At 64.9% G+C, this 20555-nt stretch carries 21 protein-coding genes and 1 pseudogene; 17 read left to right on the forward strand and 5 right to left on the reverse strand.

Features of this window, described 5'->3' with window-relative positions:
• Positions 1 to 262 precede the first annotated feature (262 nt).
• The 6 genes from O1Q03_RS35600 (at position 263) to pqqE (ending at position 5761) form a co-directional block, all read left to right on the forward strand.
• Positions 263 to 2269, forward strand: coding sequence for a sigma-54-dependent Fis family transcriptional regulator (locus tag O1Q03_RS35600; protein WP_269509816.1), 2007 nt, complete (start codon positions 263 to 265; stop codon positions 2267 to 2269).
• Between the two features lie 301 nt (positions 2270 to 2570).
• The gene (gene pqqA / locus O1Q03_RS35605) at positions 2571 to 2645 is read left to right on the forward strand and encodes a pyrroloquinoline quinone precursor peptide PqqA (protein ID WP_006410019.1); all 75 of its coding nucleotides are present in this window, start codon (positions 2571 to 2573) and stop codon (positions 2643 to 2645) included.
• Positions 2646 to 2709: 64 nt separating this feature from the next.
• Positions 2710 to 3633 (forward strand): pyrroloquinoline quinone biosynthesis protein PqqB, encoded by a 924-nt coding sequence (gene pqqB / locus O1Q03_RS35610; protein WP_269509820.1) that lies wholly within the window; start codon positions 2710 to 2712, stop codon positions 3631 to 3633.
• 4 nt (positions 3634 to 3637) lie between these two features.
• Entirely contained in the window at positions 3638 to 4357 is a 720-nt protein-coding gene (pqqC, locus tag O1Q03_RS35615) for a pyrroloquinoline-quinone synthase PqqC (protein WP_269509823.1), read from the forward strand.
• Positions 4354 to 4635 carry a pyrroloquinoline quinone biosynthesis peptide chaperone PqqD gene (gene pqqD / locus O1Q03_RS35620; protein ID WP_269509826.1) on the forward strand — a complete coding sequence of 94 codons (282 nt, stop codon included), beginning with the start codon at positions 4354 to 4356 and terminating at the stop codon, positions 4633 to 4635. Before pqqC ends, pqqD begins: the two co-directional genes overlap by 4 nt.
• A gap of 1 nt (position 4636) precedes the next feature.
• Positions 4637 to 5761 (forward strand): pyrroloquinoline quinone biosynthesis protein PqqE, encoded by a 1125-nt coding sequence (gene pqqE, locus O1Q03_RS35625; protein ID WP_269509828.1) that lies wholly within the window; start codon positions 4637 to 4639, stop codon positions 5759 to 5761.
• Positions 5762 to 5802: 41 nt separating this feature from the next.
• Here pqqE and O1Q03_RS35630 read toward each other — a convergent pair whose 3' ends face one another.
• Positions 5803 to 6840, reverse strand: coding sequence for a DNA topoisomerase IB (locus O1Q03_RS35630; protein WP_269509831.1), 1038 nt, complete (start codon positions 6838 to 6840; stop codon positions 5803 to 5805).
• 310 nt (positions 6841 to 7150) lie between these two features.
• Positions 7151 to 7276 (reverse strand): hypothetical protein, encoded by a 126-nt coding sequence (locus tag O1Q03_RS35635; protein ID WP_269509834.1) that lies wholly within the window; start codon positions 7274 to 7276, stop codon positions 7151 to 7153.
• Positions 7277 to 7713: 437 nt separating this feature from the next.
• On the opposite strand from O1Q03_RS35635, the gene O1Q03_RS35640 reads away from it, so the two are divergent.
• The 9 genes from O1Q03_RS35640 to yjfF all read left to right on the forward strand — a co-directional run bounded on the left by O1Q03_RS35640 (position 7714) and on the right by yjfF (position 16171).
• The gene (locus O1Q03_RS35640) at positions 7714 to 8520 is read left to right on the forward strand and encodes an HAD-IIB family hydrolase (protein WP_269509835.1); all 807 of its coding nucleotides are present in this window, start codon (positions 7714 to 7716) and stop codon (positions 8518 to 8520) included.
• Complete coding sequence (locus O1Q03_RS35645; protein ID WP_442865908.1) at positions 8453 to 9298, forward strand: pyridoxal-phosphate dependent enzyme; 846 nt, start codon at positions 8453 to 8455, stop codon at positions 9296 to 9298. The genes O1Q03_RS35640 and O1Q03_RS35645 overlap by 68 nt, the downstream gene beginning before the upstream one ends.
• A gap of 322 nt (positions 9299 to 9620) precedes the next feature.
• Positions 9621 to 9824 (forward strand): cold-shock protein, encoded by a 204-nt coding sequence (locus O1Q03_RS35650; RefSeq protein ID WP_175719495.1) that lies wholly within the window; start codon positions 9621 to 9623, stop codon positions 9822 to 9824.
• A 278-nt stretch (positions 9825 to 10102) separates the two neighbouring features.
• Entirely contained in the window at positions 10103 to 10327 is a 225-nt protein-coding gene (locus O1Q03_RS35655; protein ID WP_269509838.1) for a hypothetical protein, read from the forward strand.
• A 186-nt stretch (positions 10328 to 10513) separates the two neighbouring features.
• The gene (locus tag O1Q03_RS35660) at positions 10514 to 10870 is read left to right on the forward strand and encodes a lysozyme inhibitor LprI family protein (RefSeq protein WP_269509841.1); all 357 of its coding nucleotides are present in this window, start codon (positions 10514 to 10516) and stop codon (positions 10868 to 10870) included.
• Positions 10871 to 11492: 622 nt separating this feature from the next.
• Entirely contained in the window at positions 11493 to 12455 is a 963-nt protein-coding gene (locus tag O1Q03_RS35670; protein ID WP_269509845.1) for an ABC transporter substrate-binding protein, read from the forward strand.
• A 79-nt stretch (positions 12456 to 12534) separates the two neighbouring features.
• Positions 12535 to 14049: a sugar ABC transporter ATP-binding protein gene (locus O1Q03_RS35675; protein WP_269509848.1), complete on the forward strand. Its 1515-nt coding sequence runs from the start codon at positions 12535 to 12537 to the stop codon at positions 14047 to 14049.
• A complete protein-coding gene (locus O1Q03_RS35680) occupies positions 14046 to 15086 on the forward strand; it encodes an ABC transporter permease (protein ID WP_269509859.1) in 1041 nt (346 codons plus the stop codon). Before O1Q03_RS35675 ends, O1Q03_RS35680 begins: the two co-directional genes overlap by 4 nt.
• Positions 15083 to 16171, forward strand: coding sequence for a galactofuranose ABC transporter, permease protein YjfF (gene yjfF, locus O1Q03_RS35685; RefSeq protein WP_269509863.1), 1089 nt, complete (start codon positions 15083 to 15085; stop codon positions 16169 to 16171). Before O1Q03_RS35680 ends, yjfF begins: the two co-directional genes overlap by 4 nt.
• A gap of 387 nt (positions 16172 to 16558) precedes the next feature.
• Here the strand turns inward: yjfF and O1Q03_RS35690 are convergent, their stop codons facing one another.
• Complete coding sequence (locus tag O1Q03_RS35690; RefSeq protein ID WP_269509866.1) at positions 16559 to 16747, reverse strand: hypothetical protein; 189 nt, start codon at positions 16745 to 16747, stop codon at positions 16559 to 16561.
• 161 nt (positions 16748 to 16908) lie between these two features.
• Here O1Q03_RS35690 and O1Q03_RS35695 point away from each other — a divergent pair, with 161 nt between their 5' ends.
• Both O1Q03_RS35695 and O1Q03_RS40335 read left to right on the forward strand, forming a co-directional pair.
• Positions 16909 to 17124, forward strand: coding sequence for a DUF3820 family protein (locus O1Q03_RS35695; RefSeq protein ID WP_269509869.1), 216 nt, complete (start codon positions 16909 to 16911; stop codon positions 17122 to 17124).
• A gap of 293 nt (positions 17125 to 17417) precedes the next feature.
• A pseudogene (locus O1Q03_RS40335) lies at positions 17418 to 17727 on the forward strand (hypothetical protein); the annotation flags it as partial.
• Here the strand turns inward: O1Q03_RS40335 and O1Q03_RS35705 are convergent.
• The gene (locus O1Q03_RS35705) at positions 17697 to 18857 is read right to left on the reverse strand and encodes a porin (protein WP_269509875.1); all 1161 of its coding nucleotides are present in this window, start codon (positions 18855 to 18857) and stop codon (positions 17697 to 17699) included. The pseudogene O1Q03_RS40335 and the gene O1Q03_RS35705 overlap by 31 nt on opposite strands.
• 1271 nt (positions 18858 to 20128) lie before the next feature.
• Positions 20129 to 20555: IS30 family transposase (locus tag O1Q03_RS35710; protein WP_269500940.1), on the reverse strand; the 427-nt coding region annotated here is incomplete at its 5' end.

A 20555-nucleotide genomic window follows, 5' to 3' on the forward strand; every position in this document is an offset into this window, starting at 1 on the left:
GCTTGCATGAAGCGAAAATCGCGCCCGCGATGAGGATAGGGATTCGTCCGGGTGGCGGCGTACGGCTGTTCCGCGTTATCACGTCGGCCGCGCACCGCAGAAGATCCGCGAGACGGTAACCGTCTTGCATTTTCCTTTCAATTGCGATTGAGCGGCGATGCGACGAAACGGCCGCGCACGTCGCTCGCGTCGTGGCCCGATGTTTGCTTGTATCGATGGCAAAGAGTCCGGCAACTGACCGGAAGGATCCCAGGAGGAGACAATGCGCGATGACGTTCATCCGACAGCCACCGCACGGGCCGCGCATGCGCCCGGCTGGCCGACGCCGACGATCCAGAAATCCCATGAGCGGTCCGAGACGTTCGGGCTGCAGGCATCGGCACGTCCCGATTACGACGTGCTGTCCGGCACCGCGCTCGCGCTCAAGCGCGAGCAGAACCGCGTGCTGTGCGTGCATGCGATGCCCGTGATGGAGACGCTGCACGAGCAGATCGTCAATACGCAGAGCATGATCGTGCTCACCGATGCGGAAGGGCTGATCCTGCATTCGATCGGCGACGACGACTTTCTGCGGCGTGCCGAACGCGTCGCGCTGCGCCCCGGCGCGAACTGGGCCGAGAACCGGCAAGGCACCAACGCGATCGGCACCGCGCTGGCGGAGCTGTGTCCGATGGTCGTGCACGGCGACCAGCACTTTCTGGCCGCGAACCACTTCCTGACCTGCTCGAGCGTGCCGATTCTCGATCCGTACGGCGACGCGATCGGCGTGCTCGACGTGACCGGCGACCATCGCAGCTATCACCAGCACACGATGGCGCTCGCGAAGATGTCGGTGCAGATGATCGAGAACCACCTGTTCACGACGACCTTTCAGGAGACGCTGCAGGTGTCGTTCCACGGGCGTCCCGAGTTCCTCGGCACATTGATGGAGGGGATCGTCGCATTCACCGCCGACGGCCGCTTCCTGTCGGCCAATCGCAGCGCGCAGTTCCAGCTCGGGATGCCGCTTGCCGCGCTGCGCGCGCACACGCTGGCGTCGCTGTTCGACGTGACGAGTGCACAACTGATCGACCGGATGCGCGCGAGCACCGAGCCGCACGTGACGCTGAACCTCGGCAACGGCGCGGTGGTGTGCGCACGCGTGCAGTTCCGGCGCGCGCTGCGCGCCGAGGGCAGCCGCCCCGCGGAAGTGCACGACGGCGCAGCGCCGGCCGCGCGGCCGCACGCCGCGCAGAATGCGGCGAGCCTGTCGCGGCTCAGCTATCTCGACACCGGCGATCCGCAGGTCGCGGCCGTGATCGCGAAGGTCCGCAAGGTGATCGGCAAGGACATTCCGGTGCTGATCACCGGCGAGACCGGGACCGGCAAGGAACTGCTCGCGCAGGCGATCCACAACGACTCGCCGCGCCGCGACGGGCCGTTCGTCGCCGTCAACTGCGCGTCGATTCCGGAGACGCTGATCGAGTCCGAGCTGTTCGGCTACGAGGAGGGCGCGTTTACCGGTGCCCGCCGCAAGGGCGCGACCGGCAAGCTGCTGCAGGCCAACGGCGGCACGCTGTTTCTCGACGAAATCGGCGACATGCCGTATCCGTTGCAGGTGCGGCTGCTGCGCGTGCTGCAGGAGCGCATCGTCAACCCGCTCGGCTCGACGAAGGCGATCGGCGTCGATATCGCGATCATCTGCGCGACGCACCGCGACCTGCGCGACATGATTGCGCAGAACCGCTTTCGCGAGGATCTGTACTACCGGCTCAACGGCCTCGTCGTGCGCCTGCCGCCGCTGCGCGACCGCACGGACCTCGCGGTCGTCGTCCAGAAGATGCTGCAACGGGAGACGCTGTCGGGGCCCGGGCGCCGGCCGTTGAGCGTCGCGCCCGACGTGATGGCGCTGTTCGAGCGCTGCGCATGGCCGGGCAATTTCAGGCAGCTCGCGAACCTGCTGCGCACGGCGTCCGCGATGGTGGACGACGACTGCGAGATTCGCTGCGAGCATCTGCCCGACGACTTCTTCGACGACGTGCGCCGCGGCGGCGAGCCGCCGGCCCACGGCGGCTGCGGGTCGACGCTCGCGATGGAAGCGCCCGCGTTCGCCGCTGCGACCGGCGACGCACGGCTGCAGGACGTGGCCGCGTCGGCGATCGCGGCCGCGCTCGCGCGCCATGGCGGCAATGTGTCGGCCGCCGCACGCGCGCTCGGCGTGTCGCGCAACACGATCTATCGCAAGATGCCGGCGATCGGGCCGGATGCGCAGCAGCCGGACGAACCGTGAAGACGGCCGCGACTGTCACACCGGTGTGTCAGGTTGCAACAGCGGGTGTTCAAGGATTCAACACCTGTCACACCGGCCGCGCAGGCCCGCATCCATCGCCTGACGGTTTCTGAAATGTTTTAGTCGGGAATTCGTAATATTTCCTGCGTCATGACGATGCGGCGGTCATCGCACGCCGTCGCGCGCCTTCGCGCGCGCCGGCACGCCGCAAAACACGCCCCGGCACGCTCCTTGCTGGATACGTATCGGCCGCTCGATCGATGCGGTTCTTCGATTCACCTACTCAACAAGGAGACACATCATGCAATGGACGACCCCCGCGTATACCGACCTGCGCTTCGGCTTTGAAATCACGATGTACATCGCCAACCGCTGATCGACCCGCGCAGTGCCGCCCGCATCGATGGACGCGATGCGGGCGGCATCGGGAGCATACGCAGATGAAGATCAAGATACTCGGCTCGGGCGCCGGCGGTGGATTGCCGCAATGGAACTGCAACTGCCACAACTGCCGCCGCGCGCGCACCGGCCACGACGGCATCCTGCCGCGCACGCAATCGTCGATCGCGGTCAGCGGCGACGGCGTGGGCTGGGTGCTGATCAACGCGTCGCCGGACATCCTCGCGCAGGTGCGCGCCGATCCCGACCTGCAGCCGGCGCGCGCGATTCGCGACAGCGCGATCGTGGCCGTCGTGCTGTGCGATGCGCAGATCGATCATGTGACGGGGCTGCTGATGCTGCGCGAGCGCACCTCGGCGCTGCCGCTCTACGCGAGTGCGCCGGTGCTCGACGACTTGTCGACGGGCCTGCCGCTCGTGCCGTTGCTCGGCCACTACTGCGGGGTGGACGTGCACACCATCGCACCGGGCGAACCGTTCGCGATCCCGGGCGCCGGCGGCGTGCGATTCACCGCCGTGCCGGTCGACAGCAAGCCGCCGCCTTATTCGCCGCATCGTGCGGCGAGCGTGCCCGGCGACAACATCGCGCTGCTGATCGAGGACACGACGAGCGGCCGGCAGGCGTTCTACGCGCCCGGGCTTGCCGATGTGGATGACGGCGTGCGTGCCGCGATGCGCGACGCCGATCTCGTGCTGGTCGACGGCACGTTCTGGACCGGCACCGAGATGATCGACCTCGGCCTGTCGTCGAAGCACGCGGCCGACATGGGGCATCTCGCGCAATGCGGCGACGCGGCGCGGCCCGGGATGATCGAGCGGCTTCGGCTGCTGCCGGCCGGCACGCGCAAGGTCCTCACGCATATCAACAACACGAATCCGATTCTCGACCCCGGCTCCGCGCAGTGCGCGCAGTTGCACGAGCACGGCATCGAGGTCGCCCACGACGGCATGCAATTCGAGGTTTGACCACATGAACGCACCGATTCCCGCCGCCGCGCTGCACGCGACGCCCTGGAGCGCGCAGGAGTTCGAGGCGCAGCTGCGCGCGCTCGAAGCGCGCTACCACATTCATCACCCGTTCAACCGGCGCCTGAATGCCGGCGCGTGCTCGCCGGCGCAGATTCGCGGCTGGGTCGCGAACCGCTTCTACTACCAGGTCAGCATTCCGCTGAAGGACGCGGCGATCCTGTCCAATTGCCCGGACCGCGACACGCGCCGGCTGTGGGTCGAGCGCATTCTCGATCACGACGGCCACGGCGACAACGCAGGCGGGATCGAGGCGTGGGCGCGCCTCGGCGAAGCGGTCGGCATCGATCGTGCGGAACTGTGGTCGCTCGCACACGTGCTGCCCGGCGTGCGGTTCGCCGTCGACGCGTACGTCAATTTCGCGCGGCACGCGCCGTGGCAGGAAGCCGTGTGCTCGTCGCTGACCGAGATGTTCGCGCCGCAGATCCATCTCGACCGGCTCGCAGGGTGGCCGTCCCACTATCCGTGGATCGAAGCGGACGGGCTCCAGTATTTCCGCAGCCGCGTGCCGCTCGCGCAGCGCGATGTCGAGCATGGGCTCGCCGTGACGTTGAGCCACTTCACGACCGCGCAAGCACAACGGCGCGCGCTCGACATCCTGTCGTTCAAGCTGGATGTGCTGTGGTCGATTCTCGATGCGATTGAAAAGGCGTATCCCGTATGAACTCCAACGACGCCGTCAGCGGCGTGCCGCTGCGTCCCTCGCTGAGGGGCATGTACCGCCTCCAATGGGAGTCCGCACAGGATGCGTACGTGCTCCTGTATCCGGAAGGCATGGTCAAGCTCAACCCGAGCGCGGCCGAGATACTCGCGCGATGCGACGGCACGCGCGAGCTCGACGAGATCATCGACGAACTCGAGCGGCTGTTCAGCACGTCGGACCTTGCTTCGGACGTCTATCGTTTCCTCGATCATGCGCGACTGCGCGGCTGGCTCGACTGACATGAACACGACATTCGAAACGAATCGGCCGTCCGCGCCGCTGTGGCTGCTCGCCGAGCTCACCTACCGCTGTCCGCTGCACTGCGCGTTCTGCTACAACCCGGTCGATTTCGCGACGCACGGCGCCGAGCTCGATACCGATGCGTGGCGCACGGTGATCAGCGACGCACGCGCGCTCGGCGCCGCGCAGATCGGGTTTTCCGGCGGCGAGCCGCTGCAGCGCGACGACCTCGAAGTGCTGGTCCAGCACGCGCGGTCGCTGGGCTTCTATACCAACCTGATCACATCGGGCGTCGGCCTGAATGCCGCGCGCATCGAGCGGCTCAGGACGGCCGGACTCGACCATATTCAGTTGTCGTTGCAGGATTCGACGCGCGAGCTGAATGACTTCCTGACGAGCACGCGCACGTTCGAGCTCAAGCACGGCGTCGCGCGGCTGATCAAGTCGCACGGCTATCCGATGGTGCTGAACTGCGTGCTGCATCGCTACAACCTGCCGCACGTCGGGCAGATCATCGAGATGGCGCTCGACCTCGGCGCGGATTTTCTCGAACTCGCCAATACGCAGTACTACGGATGGGCGATGCTCAATCGCGACCAGCTGATGCCGACCATCGAGCAGCTGCGCGAAGCGGAAGAAACGGTCAACCGCTACCGGAAACTCGTCGGCGAGCGCTGCAAGATCCTGTTCGTCGTGCCCGACTATTTCGAGCAGCGTCCGAAGGCGTGCATGAACGGCTGGGGCTCGGTCTTCCTCGGCGTCGCGCCGGACGGCACCGCGCTGCCGTGCCATGCCGCGCGTGCGCTGCCCGGTCTCACGCTGCCGAACGTGCGCGACCGGTCGCTGAAGGAGATCTGGTACGAGAGCGACGCGTTCAACGCGTTTCGTGGCGACGGCTGGATGCGCGAGCCGTGCCGCACCTGCGACGAGCGGCATGCGGATCACGGCGGGTGCCGGTGCCAGGCATACATGCTGGCGGGCGACCCGGCGGAGGCCGACCCCGTGTGCGCGAAGTCCGCGCATCACGGCCGCGTCGAACAGGCGGTGCAATTCGCGCGACGGGCAGGGCGGCAGGACGAGCATCCGCTGGTGTTTCGGAGTGTCGCCAATTCGATGATGCGTTGAGATGCGCCGATCGCGGCGCGCGGCGCCGGGAGCCCGGCGCGTCACTTTCGCGCCGCTTTCTCCAGCAACGCGACGAACGCCGCTTCATCCACCCGCAATCCCCTCGGCGTGCGGCGCACTTCCAGCGCCGCGAGCATCCCGGCCTCGAACGTGTCGAGCACCACCGGATGGATGTAGCAGCGCCGACACACGGCCGGCGTGTTACGCAGTATGTCGGCGACGGTCCGCACCGTTTCGACGATCTGCTTGCGCGCATGCGTGACGCCCCGATGTGGGATGCGGCGCAGCAACGCCAGCGCCTGCACGCTGCCCGCCCAGGTCCGGTAATCCTTCGCGGTGAATTCCGCACCCGCCGCCTCGCGCAGATAGTCGTTCACGTCGGACGAGCCGACCGAATGACGCGTACCGTCGTCGTCCACGTACTGGAACAGCTCGTGCCCCGGCAATTCCGCGCAGCGCCGCATGATCCGGCCCACGCGCGGGTCGTCCACGGTCACGTCGTGTTCGATGCCGCTCTTGCCCTTGAAGCGCAGACGTACCTGGCCGGAGCGGATCGTCACGTGGCGCTTGCGTAGCGTCGTCAGCCCGTACGATTCGTTCTCGCGTGCATACTCGGCATTTCCGACGCGCGCGAGCGTCGTGTCGAGCAGCCGGACGATCGTCGCGACGATCTTGTCGCGCGGCATGCCGGGCAGCGCCAGATCGCGCGCGACCCGCGCGCGGATGCGCGGCAGCGCACGCGCGAACGCCGCCATCCGTGCGTACTTGTTCGCGTCGCGCGTCTCGCGCCACAGCGGGTGATAGCGATACTGCTTGCGCCCGCGCGCATCGCGGCCCGTGGCCTGAAGATGACCGAGCGGATCCATGCAGATCCACACGTCGGTGTACGCGGGCGGAATCGCGAGCGCGTTGATGCGCGCGATTTCGTCGGCATCGCGAATCCGCACGCCGTCCTGCCCGTAATACGCGAAGCCGTTGCGCAGGCGCCGGCGCGTGTAGCCCGGGCGACTGTCGTCGACATGGCGTAGGCGCGCGGCGGACGTGCACGCCTTCGCTAGCGGTAGCGTGCGCTTCGTCATGCTGCGATGCGTCGATCGACGCGCGTGCCGACCTGCATGTCGACACGCCAAGTTCCGGGCGGGCGCCGGGCGCGCATGTTCTTCTCCTGTTCGTTCGTGCGATCGAGCGCGTGGCAGCAAGAATCGTGCGCCGCGCGATGGCGACACGGCAATGCGCGGCAAAGCGCGGCACGGGCGGCCGGCGGGCGTCTTCAGGCGTTTGTTACGCGTGCGTGGACGAAACGGCGCAACGGCTGCGCGGCGCCGGGCGGCGCATCGGCCGACATCCGCGTCGAGTTCGCCGCGGTGCCGCTGCGCCGCAGCATCGCGCTTACGGATAATCGGTGACCCGCGACGTCGGCGTCGGCGGCAGCGTCGGTGTCGAATAGCCGGGCACGTTCGCGCGGAATTGCTGCTGCAGCCCGTTGTCGATGCGGCTGAGTCCGTTGAGTTGCAACTGCGCCGGCACGCGTGTGCCGGTCGTCGGCGACGTCGTCCCGTTTTAGTTGGGACAACGGTCCGGAGATGTCGACTTCTCGCGTCGGATTCGTGCGAGCGCATTTTGAAGAGACCTCAACATGCGCATTTTTCAATACGATGGCGGCTTACGCGATCCCTGTCGTTCCCCGTTCGCTGGTCCGCAAGATCTCCCGCCGCTATATCGCTGGCGAAACGCTTCGCGACGCGCGTGTGCGCATCGAGTTGCTTCATGCGACAGGCTTCAGGACTCCCGTCGATGTATTGGGTGAGACCGCGTCGTCGCCGGATCGGACGCCGCGATCTCATCGCAACCATTTGCTATCAACGAATCGTGATATGCATCTGCGCAATTCGACAAAGCGACCTTCTCATTGCCGTTCATAATTTGCGGTCGTCCTTTGCTAACGGGTCACCATGCAACCGCTTTCCCAAGCCGAGACCGATCAATTTTCGACAGTCCGATTCGTGCTCACGGACATGGACGAGACGTTGACCTATCAAGGGCGCCTGGCTGCCGAGACGTACGCTGCGCTGGCACGACTGGAAGCCGGCGGCATTCGCGTGGTGCCGGTCACCGCGGCGCCTGCCGGATGGTGTGACCAGATGGCTCGCATGTGGCCTGTCGACGGTGTCATCGCCGAAAATGGCGGCTTGTTTTTGCGGCGGAGTTCAGACGGGCACCGCATCGAACGACATTTCTGGCATCCGCCCGATGCCATTGAACACGTACGCGTGCAACTGCAGTCCATTGCGCGGATCGTCGAAAAAGCGGTGCCTCACGCACAGCAGGCTGATGATCAAGTGTTTCGGCTGACGAGCCTCGCCTATCGCCGCACCGGCACCGATGCCGATCACCGCATCGTCGATGCACTGAGACAAGCGGGAGCCGATGCGACGATAAACAACCTGTGGGTTCTTGGCTGGATAGGCGGCTACGACAAGTTGAAGATGTCATTGCGAGTGCTGGCCCGCACATACGGTGTCGACGCGGAGGCAGCCTGCGAGTGGGTGGCCTATTCCGGTGACTCTACCAACGACGCGCCAATGTTCGAGTTTTTCAAACACACGGCGGGCGTGAGCACGGTGATCGATTACCTGCCGCAATTGCCGATTCCCCCTCGATGGATCACGCGCGGCCCGGGCGGAGCCGGTTTTGTGGAATTCGCGAACGCCATTCTCCAGTCAGGTTCAACCAGCGCGCGCGACGTGTTCGTTGGATAGTCGTCGGATGGCTGCTTTCAGATTCGCAGCCGTCAAGCGGGAAGGCCTGGGCAGCGTGGGCGGCGGCGGAAACAAGTTGCGGAAGCTGGAATTCCTGATTGGCGACGCATTGCACGCCGGCGCCGATACGGTCATTACGGTGGGGTCGAGGCAATCGAATCACGCACGGCTGACCGCGGCTGCGGCAGCCCGCGCAGGCCTGCGATGTGAGGTCGTTCTCACTCGGTCCGTGCCGCGTGGCGATGCCGACTACGTCGACAGCGGCAACGTGCTGCTCGACAACCTGTTCGACGCACGCGTGCACGATTTGCCGGCTTCGGCGGATGCGATGGCATACGCGGTCGCGCGTGCGGACGAATTGCGCGCCGCAGGACATCATGTCTACGTTTGCCCGTTCGGTGGATCGAGTCCGGTCGGCTGCATGGCCTATGCCGCGTGCGCAGCGGAAATCGTGCAGCAGTCCAGATCATGCGACCTGCACTTCAATCGCGTCGTCGGGCCCAATGGCAGCGGCGGCACGCATGCCGGGCTGGTCGCCGGGTTCGCGGCGCTTGGAGCCGGCGCGATCGAGGTCGACGCTTACACCGTCTATGCCCCAGCCGAAGACGCTTGTCGCACTACGCTCGACAGCGCACGGCAGACGGCCCGGCTCATCAATTGCCGGACGGAGATCTGGTCCGATGCCGTTCGTGTCGACGCGTCGCGACTCGGTCCAGGCTACGGCATGCCGACGGACGCGATGCGGCGAGCTGTCCGGTGCGCATCCGTTCGCAGGTAGCGAGCGATGCCGCCATGGCTCGCGCGAACGAGGCGGCTATGCGGCGTCCGTTCCGGCGAACGCAGTCACGCAGCAACATCCTCGGAAGCGAGTGGGGCCACATCGCCTTGCCTCCCAAACGGACCGCTTGCGACACAGTTACAAGATAGCCATTGACTCCGCCATTCCCGGCAGTTACTGTACGCGTCGAAGTCCAAGAAGTCCGATTGCTGTTCATCAATTTCTCGCTCCCCCCAGCGGTATTCGTTGTCCACTCCCTCCTTGACGCTTCACGCGCTCTTCATCAGAGCAAATCTTCATATTTTTTATTCAAGGATTCCTCATGGATACCGGTATCGTCAAGTGGTTCAACGACAGCAAAGGCTTTGGCTTCATCACTCCGGACAAGGGCGGCGACGACCTGTTCGCTCATTTCTCCGAAATCCGGACTGAAGGCTTCAAGACGCTCGCTGAAAACCAGAAAGTGAGCTTCGAAACGAAGCAAGGCCCGAAGGGTCTGCAAGCGGCCAACATCCAGCCGCTGTAAGCAAGTTTGAAGGGCCCGGCTTTCCGCGACGGACGCCGGGTCGCAGCGACACCCTCACGGAGCGTTGTCTCCTAAAGTTGGCGCGTTTGCTCTTGGCTGCATCTGTTTGTTCAGCAGCGTGCCACGCGCCACATGCCTCGTTGCACTTCACTCTCCCCTCCGGCAGCAACGCCTTTCTCGCGCTTTCCGACTGCTTTAGATTCAGCTCGCAATGGCTTTGAATCGGTGCATATTTCGCACGGCACGGGCGCACCCGAACATCATTATTAAAATTAGAAATGCAAGACAATCGAATTCAACAGTACAACGGCTATGCCGTCCAACCCTCGGCGCATCGTTTGCCCGACGGTAGTTTTTCATCCAACCTGCTGCTCGAACGCCGCGGCAGCTCATGCGCCGAAGCCCGCTACCAGTTCTATTCGCTCGATTACTTTCCGAGCGAAAGACAGGCGCTGCAGCACTCGGCACGCTGGGCGCGCAACTGGATCGACACGCGCGGCTAACGGCAGTGGCCTGCCGACCGGAGCGCAAGCGCTCCGCGGCACAGTCGGACTCGAACGCCATCGCGTCGCGTCGGTAGCTGCCGTCGAACCAGATGGCACAGTGGCACTTGCTATTTCATGAGCCAGCTCCTTTAAGATGGAGCCTTCCTGAATCAGGCAGGCCACCGATCTCGCGAAGAAGAAGCCATGAACAAGACGATCAGCGTTGCATTGCTGCTGCTACCCCTTAGCGCACTGGCCGATACATGTGTCGGCAACGGAAACGTTCATCGCGATGTGTCGTGTGTCGACCGTTCTCTGGCTGAATCGAAGCAGGAACTCAACGCGATCTATCGAAAAATATACGCGGCCACGCAATACAAGAACGAGTTCGAGCAATCCGAGAAGGCCTGGCTCAACTACCGGGACAAGCAGTGCGATGGCTACATCGCAGCCGAGGCCGCGCAATCTCAAGGCGAGGGCGCTGGCTTGATCACGAGAGACTGTCTTCTCGCGATCACCCGGCAGCGAGTCGATTATCTGAAGACGCTGCTCGCGAAGTAACAAATCACGGGCACGAACCGAATTCGTGCCCGCAGCGACATGGCCCCGGCCGCACGTCACCCGACGTGTTTTCCCGATGCGGTTTCGGCTGCTCCACATCGAGCGCCGAACCCGACCACCCACGCCCAGATCACCGAGCGGTGCCGCGGAAAACCCGGCATCCCGGACAGCGACATTGTCGGATAGTATTCCGCGATCCGCGATGCCGCGATGCCGCGATGCCGCGATCGCGACGCCGATCGCCTTGTTCTCCGCCGCCATCCGCCGCTCCGCGACGCCGATATCCGGCCGCCGCTGTATCGGCGTCGACGGCACGCCGACCGGCGCGTCGGACAGCGCTGGGGCGTGCTGGCCCGGGGCCGATCGCCGCGTGCCGGGCCGCTCGAAGCATTAGGTGTTTATACGTATGCCGATACCGATATCGTTGCAATCCAATATTTCATTGGAAGGTTATCGGACTTGTACCTAGACTGATCCGGGGCGCACATACCGGCCAGCCGCACGCGTCGGCCGACGCTGCCCCGACCCGCATCCGCGCCACGCAGAAACAGAACAGCGCAGCACAGCACACCGCGCAACGCCGGCGCGCCGCGGCATACAACGACATCATAGGAGACAGACCATGACATTCATCAGGAAGCTGGCGGCCGGCGCGATCGTCGCCGCGGCGACGGTGCTGGCAAGCGGCGCGCACGCGCAGCAAAAGCCGATCACGCTCGGGTTCTCGCAGGTCGGCGCGGAAAGCGCGTGGCGCACCGCGAACACCGTGTCGGTGAAAAGCGCGGCGAAGGACGCCGGCATCAACCTGAAATTCTCGGATGCGCAGCAAAAGCAGGAGAACCAGATTCGCGCGATCCGCTCGTTCATCGCGCAGAAGGTCGACGTGATCGCGTTCTCGCCGGTCGTCGAATCGGGCTGGGAGCCGGTGCTGACCGAAGCGAAGGCCGCGCACATTCCGGTGATCCTGACCGATCGCGGCGTCGACGTGAAGGATCCGTCGCTGTACGTGACGATGATCGGCTCCGACTTCCTCGAGGAAGGGCGGCGCGCGGGCCACTGGATGGAAGAGCACTACAAGAACGACCCGGGCCCGATCAACATCGTCGAGCTGCAGGGCACGGTCGGCTCGGCGCCGGCCAACGATCGCCGCGCGGGCCTGCTCGAGGTGATCAAGAGCAATCCGAAATTCAAGGTGATCGCGTCGCAAAGCGGCGACTTCACGCTCGCGGGCGGCAAGCAGGTGATGGAAGCGTTCGCGAAGACCTACGGCAAGCAGATCAACGTCGTCTACGCGCACAACGACGACATGGCGCTCGGCGCGATCCAGGCGATGGAAGAGGCTGGCATCAAGCCCGGCAAGGACGTGAGCGTCGTGTCGTTCGACGCGACCAAGGGCGGCTTCCAGGCGATGGTCGCGGGCAAGATCAACGTCGACGTCGAATGCAGCCCGCTGCTCGGCCCGCAACTGATGACGGCCGTGAAGGACGTGGTCGCCGGCAAGCAGTTGCCCAAGCGCATCGTGACGAACGAGACCGTGTTCCCGATGAACGTCGCGGCGCAGGTGCTGCCGACCCGCAAGTACTGACCGCACGAGCAGCGATATCCGCGCGGGCGGCGGCATGGCCGCCGTCGCCCGGACACCTCTTCGAATCGAGGGCGCATCCATGACGAATCCGCCGGTGGTCGAGATGATCGACATCGACAAGGCGTTTCCGGGTGTCCGCGCGCTGCAGCGCGTGGGCTTCCGGTTGTTTCCGGGCGAGATCCACGCGCTGATGGGCCAGAACGGCGCGGGCAAATCGACGCTGATCAACGTGCTCACCGGCGTGCACGCGCACGATGCGGGGGAGATTCGCGTCGGCGGCGCGCCGGTGAATTTCGCCGCGCCGCGCGAGGCCGAGGCGGCCGGGATCCAGACGCTGTACCAGGAAGTGAACCTGTGCGCGAACCTGTCGGTTGCCGAGAACATCTTCGCGGGCCGGCAGCCGATGCGGCGCGGCGCGATCGACTGGAAGACGATCCATGCGCGAGCGCGCGACGCCCTCGCCGAACTCGACCTGTCGCTCGACGTCACGCGTTCGCTCGACGCATATCCGATCGCGGTGCAGCAGATGGTCGCGATCGCGCGGGCCGTGTCGGTCGACGCGCGCGTGCTGATTCTCGACGAACCGACGTCGAGCCTCGACGACGGCGAAGTCGCGCGGCTGTTCGACGTGCTGCGCCGGCTGAAGGCGTCGGGCATCGCGATCCTGTTCGTCACGCATTTTCTCGAGCAGACCTATGCGGTGTCCGACCGGATCACCGTGATGCGCAATGGCGAGCGCGAAGGCGAGTATCTCGCGCGCGACCTGCCGGTCGACGTGCTCGTCGCGAAGATGACCGGCCGCGAACCGATGTCCGGCACGCTGCAGGCCGGTGCGGCGGCCGTGTCGAGCGACGCGGGCGCCGCCGCGCCGTTCCTGTCGATGCAGCAGGTCGGCCGACGCGGGATGATGAGCCCGCTCGACCTCGACGTGCGGCCCGGCGAAATCGTCGGACTGGCCGGGCTGCTCGGCTCGGGGCGCACCGAAACCGCGCGGCTCGCGTTTGCCGCCGAGCGCACGGATACCGGCGCGATCGAGATCGACGGCGCGCGCAAGCGGCTCACGTCGCCGCACGACGCGGTGCGCAACGGCATCGCGTATTGCCCGGAGGATCGCAAGAAGGAGGGCATCGTCGCCGCGCTGTCGATTCGCGAGAACATCATTCTCGCGCTGCAGGCGCGGCGCGGCTGGTGGCGCCTGATCGGGCGTGCGCGGCAGCGCGAGCTCGCCGACACGTACATCGCGCGGCTCGGTATCAAGGCGCGCGACGCGGAGCAGCCGATCGGGCTGCTGTCGGGCGGCAACCAGCAGAAGGTGCTGCTCGCGCGCTGGCTCGCGACGGAACCGAAGCTGCTGATCCTTGACGAGCCCACCCGCGGGATCGACGTCGCCGCGAAATTCGACATCATGGAGCGTGTGCTCGCGCTGTGCGCGCAGGGGCTCGCGATCCTGTTCATCTCGTCGGAAATCAGCGAGGTTGTGCGTGTGAGCCACCGGATCGCGGTGCTGCGCGACCGACGCAAGGTCGCCGAACTGAGCGGCGGCGACGTGTCCGAGGAGCAGGTCTATCAACTGATCGCGGGAGGCCGGTCATGATGCGGCTTCGTACGTTGCTTCGTCATCCGCTCGTGTGGCCGGTGCTGACCCTTGTGCTGCTGTTCGCGCTCGATGTCGCGCATCGGCCGGGCTTCCTGTCGATCACGCTGCTCGACGGCCACCTGTTCGGCGCGCCGATCGACATCCTGAACCGCGCGGCGCCGCTCGTGATCGTGTCGCTCGGGATGACGCTCGTGATCGCGACACGCGGCATCGACATCTCGGTCGGCGCCATCGTCGCGATCGCCGGCGCGGCCGCGGCGATCGTGCTCGACGGCGATCCGACGCGGCTCGGCGCGGCGCTGGCCGCCGCGCTCGGCGTCGGGCTGTTCGCGGGCGCGTGGAATGGCGTGCTCGTCGCGTTCGTCGGGATGCAGCCGATCATCGCGACGCTGATCCTGATGGTCGCGGGGCGCGGCATCGCGCAGCTGCTCACCGGCGGACAGATCATTCCGATCGGCGCGCCCGGCTACCTGGCGCTCGGCGGCGGCTATCTCGCGGCCATGCCGTGCTCGGTGTGGATCGTGATCGCGACGATCGTGACGATCGCGCTGCTCGTGAATCGCACCGCGCTCGGCCTCTTCATCCGCGCGATCGGCGTGAACCCGGTCGCGACGCGGCTCGTGGGGCTGCGCGCGGGCGCCATCGTGTTCGGCGTGTATCTGTGCTCGGGCGTGATGTCGGCGCTCGCGGGGATCATCGCCAGCTCGAACGTGCGCAGCGCCGACGGCAACAACGCGGGGCTGCTGCTCGAACTCGACGCGATCCTCGCGGTGACGCTCGGCGGCACGTCGCTCCTCGGCGGCCGCTTCAGCCTCGCCGGCTCCGTGCTCGGCGCGCTGATCATCCAGACGCTCACCTACACGACCTACTCGATCGGCGTGCCGCCGGAGGCGACGCTCGTCGTGAAGGCCATCGTCGTGATCGTCGTGACACTGATCCAGTCGGACGCGGCGCGCGCACTCGCGGTCCGCCACGCGTCGCGGCTGCTGCCTTCCGCGCGTTCGCGCGCCACCACCGGAGCGACGCCGCGATGAACCGATTCCTCGCACGGCTCGCCGACCCGCGCACGCTGCCGATCGTCGTCACGATCGTGCTGTTCATCGCGCTGTTCGGCTTCGGATCCGTGATGTACACGGGCTTCTTCTCGATGCAGGTGCTCACCGGGCTGCTGGTCGATAACGCGTTCCTGCTGATCGTCGCGATCGGGATGACGTTCGTGATCGTGTCGGGCGGCATCGATCTGTCGGTCGGCTCGGTCGTTGCGCTGACAACGATCTTCTGCGCGGTCGGTGCCGAGCGCCTGCATTGGCCGGTGTGGGCGATCGTGCCGCTGGTGCTCGCGTTCGGTGCGCTGTACGGCGCGGCGATGGGCGCGCTGATTCATTACTTCCGGCTGCAGCCGTTCATCGTCACGCTGGCCGGGATGTTCCTCGCGCGCGGCGCGTGCTTCCTGATCACGACGCAGTCGATCACGATCAACGAGCCGGCGTTCCATGCGATTGCGGGCATCAGTGTGCCGGTCGGCGGTGGCATGCTGAGCGCCGGTGCGCTGATCGCGCTCGCGACACTCGCCGCCGCGATCTACGTCGCGCATTTCACGCGCTTCGGCCGCAACGTGTATGCGGTCGGCGGCAACGAGCGCTCGGCGTTGCTGATGGGGCTGCCGGTCGCACGCACGAAGGTCGGCGTGTATGCGCTGAGCGGCTTCTGTTCGGCGCTCGGCGGCGTGGTGTTCACGCTGTACGTACTGTCCGGCTACGGGTTGCAGGCGCAGGGGATGGAGCTCGACGCGATCGCCGCGACCGTGATCGGCGGCACGCTGCTCACTGGCGGCGTGGGGTACGTGATCGGGTCGGTGTTCGGCGTCGGCATCCTCGGCACGATCCAGGTGCTGATCACGTTCGACGGCACGCTGAGTTCGTGGTGGACGCGGATCGTGATCGGCGCGCTGCTGTGCGTGTTCTGCCTGCTGCAGCGAGTTATCGAGCGGCATGCGACGCGGCGGCGCACGGGTGGGACAGGGCTTGGGCCGCAACGCAGGAAGCGCGAGGTCGCGCAGGTCAGGCCGGCTGCGCCGGGGGACGATGCGGCGCTGGTATCGACGATGCGGCGGTTGTAGCGCGCCTCCCGTGCGCGAGGAGAACGGGATGAAGCGCGATGACGTGACGGCGGGAGTGGGGATGCGCTGGCCGTCGGGCATGGGCGTCGGCCGCTGCTCGTCCAGCGCATCGAGGGGCTCGCGCATTTCCTGCACGAATGGCGCAGGTCCGGCTCGTCCGCATACGGGCGACGAATTCCTCGATATCGGTCAGCCGGCCTTCGCGGGCGAGCGCGTCGGTGGGCGGGCAGCGCATCGCGGGCGCGGCGCTGGCCGGTTTCGCGTCGTCGGTGACAAGCCGGAGTGCGAGGCTTTTGGCGGGAAGTGTTGCGGCCGGCCCTCGGGCCGGCCGGGCTGGCAACCGCCGATGGCATCGACCCATCGGCGCTGCCCGCAGCGGGCGCCGCGTCAGTGTTTGATCATGCAGACGGCGACGATTTCGTATCCGGGGTCGGCATGCGCATTTGCCGCTCTTTCCGCGTCTTCATACGATGTAAACGACGCGGCATCTTCAACCGCGGGCGCCATGCCGATGTCGCCGTCCTCGGCGCAACAGAGGAACTGCTCTCCGGTCTTCACGACGTAGATGGACATCATGATTCCCTCCATCGTTTTGCAGGGGGAAGTTTCAGTCTAGCAGGCCGGAAGCGGGGCGGCAGTCCGCTTTCGGCATCGCGCGACGGGCCGGTTTTACGGCCGTTAGTCGATCCGGATCGGCCTGCATGCGACGGAAGCGGAAAGCCGTGCACAATACCCGCATGCGATCCGCCGACCTCGAATGCCTCGTTACCGTCACCATGCCCTTCGGAAAATACAAGGACCGACTCCTTGCCGACCTGCCGGGCAACTACCTCAATTGGTTCGCGCGCGAAGGGTTTCCGCGCGGTGAGCTCGGCCGACAGCTCGCACTGATGCACGAAATCGATCACAACGGCCTGCGGGGCTTGCTGGAACCGCTGCGCAAGCGCGGATAGTGCGGATAGTGCGGATAGTGTGCGGGCGGGGCCATCGAAGCCGTGCACTGCTTAGCTCGAGGTCGCCCGCGCGCGATCCGTGCAGCGCCTATGCCGGTATGGAATCGCCGACCGGCCGCCCATGACGCCTGCACGGTTTCCGCGGGAAAACTGTATGGATATACAGTTAAAAGCCGTCGAACGTCGAGCCGCACAGGCATGGCCTTTGCCGCAGGCGCGCCGCGCTTGCGGGCATTGCACCGCAGCATTCCGGCACCGTGAACTCCAGCTAACTCACTCAGCCTGGGCGGCAAATTGCATGGAGCGATCTGGTCCGCATTCGCCGGAGCACGCCAGCACAATCTCAAGAATCTCGATCTCAACCTGCGCGCCGGCGAAATGCCCGTCGTCACCAGCCCGTCGGGCTCCGGGAAGTCGAGCCTCGGCTTCGACACGCTGTACGCGGAAGGGCAGCGGCGCTACGTGTAAGCCTCGAGCGCGTACGCGCGGCAATTCCTCGACCGGATGGATCGCCCGGCTGCAGAACCAACACCCGGACGATCGCCGGTCTTGCCCGCGACCTGCAATGATGCTCAGAACCGATGGCGCAGGCCGAGATTGACGAGGCCCTGGTTCTTCGTGCCGTTGTAGCCGTATGAGCCGATCGACGCCTGTGCCGGCATCGCGCCGCCCGCCCCGTCGGCGGTCGTCCCGCTTGCATGCTGATAGGCGGCCGTCATGTAGATATCCGTGCGCTTCGACAGGTTGTAGTCGGCGCCGACGGACGCCTGGTGATAGTTCGCCGCGGTGTCGCCGCCCGACTTCGTGAAGCTGTAGCCGACTCCGACGAGCAGCGCCGGCGATGCCTGATAGTTCAGGAAGCCTTGTGCGGTGTTGTAGTGCTCGTTCTTCGCGAACACCGATGCGCCGTCGTGTCGATATTGCGCGTTGCTGTAGCCGGCGCCCACGGTGAACGCGCCGAACACGTATTGTCCCGCCGCGCGGGCGATGCCGATCGAATGCGCGGTCTGGTAACCCGTATTGATCGCGCCGTCGAACGTGCCGTCGGATGTGCTCGACCACGTCGTGCGATCGCCCGCGACGGGATTCGTATTCGCGGCATAGAAATAGCCGCCGGCGAGGCTCAGCGGGCCATTGCTGTATGACACGGCGGCCGAATACGACTGCTTCGAGCCCGTGCTGCCCGCGACGCCACCAAGCGAGTACATCGCCTCGAACTGCAGTCCGGCGATGGTGGGGGACGTGTATTTGACCGCATTGTCGACGCGGAAGCTGTTGTCGTAGTTGTCGACATCACCGGCCGTGGCGAACGCGCTGCCGAAGTAGTTATCCGCGGTAATCGGCTGCACGAGATCGATCAGCGGATCGTATTGGCGGCCGAGCGTGATCGAACCGAACTGATTGCTCGTGAGGCCGACATAAGCCTGACGGCCGAATATACGGTTACCCTGGCCGAGGGCGCCGGTGCTCGGATTGAAGCCATTTTCCAGCTGGAAGATCGCCGCCAGACCGCCTCCGAGATCTTCCGAGCCCTTGAGGCCCCAGCGGCTGCCCGACAGATTGCCGGCGCTGCTATTGCCGAGCGCCCAAAGGTTCTTGCCACCGTCGGCGCGACGCACATACGTCAGCGACGTATCGATCGTGCCGTACAGCGTCACGCTCGTCTGTGCGCAGGCTGCGCCGCTCGTCACCACCGACGCGATCGCCAGGATCGGAAAAGCTACGTGTTTCATGGTCTCTCCGCTGTATAAGGATGTCTGCGTTCAAAGGAACGGAAGCAGCCTACATCGAGATATTTTTCCTGGGAAATTCAAATCGAGAAGTGTCTCGGAAAAATGACGATGATCGATATTCGTGTGCATGCGTCACTCGACGCGATTGACGGCGTTATTGACTTGAATCCAGTGGCCATAGTGGGCGAATCGATGTCCATCTGTCGATTTATCGAGAAGACAACAGGTCGATATAGGGGAAATCCGTCAATCACTTGATTGAATCGGACTGTCCACGTTTTCGAGAGTAATGTGAGAATTTTTTTTGGCGAGTCAGGATTGAATGATGCGTGCTCAGCATCTCACCTGATATGCAAATCATCGCACAGCGCGCGTACAGCGTATTGTGGGTGACGTGCTTGCCGTGTGTCAGACGATCTTGCGGGCAATGTGCGAGGACGCGATGTCGGTAAGGCAAGCGTAATTGCGGGGTACTGACGCATGCCGTCCCTTGTTACGCTTCCCGCGAAATGGCGGTATATCATCGACCGATTAAAAATTCAATGCGGACATGATTGTTTCGTGCTCAGTCAGCTGAGTCACGGATCGGGAGATATGGGGATTTAAATGTGCGGCGTACATCATGGAATTTATCGGAAATGTACGTTGACAGGAAAGGTGCCAGCATTGAGCCGGTACTCCAATCAACTGTCCGGCGGGCGAACGATCATTTTGATTGGAGTTCCATCGGAGGACAGTCGATTCATTGAGCACGGGCATTAGATACAACTGCCGCGACCTGGCCGGCCTCAAGGCGCACGTGGTACGAAGCACACTCGAATCATACGGTCTGCTTAGTTTTCGTCCAGAGCCAGTTGTTCTGATTCATTGTCACTCGATCGTAGTGCCTGTGACGCGGGCACGAACCGGTATCTTCGATTGACGTGTCGTCGCGCACGTCAGCGGGCGCCGCTCGAGCATTGAGACGCAGATCCTGGCCAGCGTGGCGAGCGCATGCGTGCGTGACGGAACGGCGGGTGCCGCCGCAAAGATCTCCCGGCGAGGTGCCAGCATGTGTTTGGTTGTCGTATGCGTTTCGTCTGACTGAAGGTGCCGTACGCGCCACGGTCGGCTCATAACGGACCCTGTCTGCCGGAAGCGGCAGTTTTTGCCGATCTCGGTGTGCAGACGACAGCGCCGAATGCCGCGGTCAGTATTACGGCCGGTTACGAATGTCGTGGAATTGTTCTTAGGAAAGGCGGTTTCAAGAGCGAAGTGCAACACCTCGCGGGTTACTGAACAGGGACTCGGTCGGTGGGGTTAGCCAGGACCTGAGCAAGGATTTGCAGAGGCGTGTACCAGTTCAGCGTGGCACGCGGTCGTGTATTGAGCTTGTCAGCAATCTCGTCGAGGTCCTCTTGAGAGTAAATGGACAGATCCGTGCCCTTGGGCAAGTACTGACGCAGCAGGCCGTTGGTGTTTTCGCATGTACCGCGCTGCCAAGGGCTGTGCGGGTCACAGAAGTAGACGCGCACGTTGGTCGCGGCCGTCAGTTCGGCATGTCGGGCCATTTCGCGACCTTGATCGTAGGTCAGGGTTTGACGCAGCGGCTCGACGAGCGATTGCAGTTTGGTCGTGAAGGCGGCGAGCGCCGACGCAGCAGTCGCATCGGGCATCTTGGCCAGCAGCACGGCGCGGCTCATGCGTTCGACGAGCACG

The sequence above is a fragment of the Burkholderia sp. IMCC1007 genome (assembly GCF_027257875.1).
GTDB lineage: Bacteria > Pseudomonadota > Gammaproteobacteria > Burkholderiales > Burkholderiaceae > Burkholderia.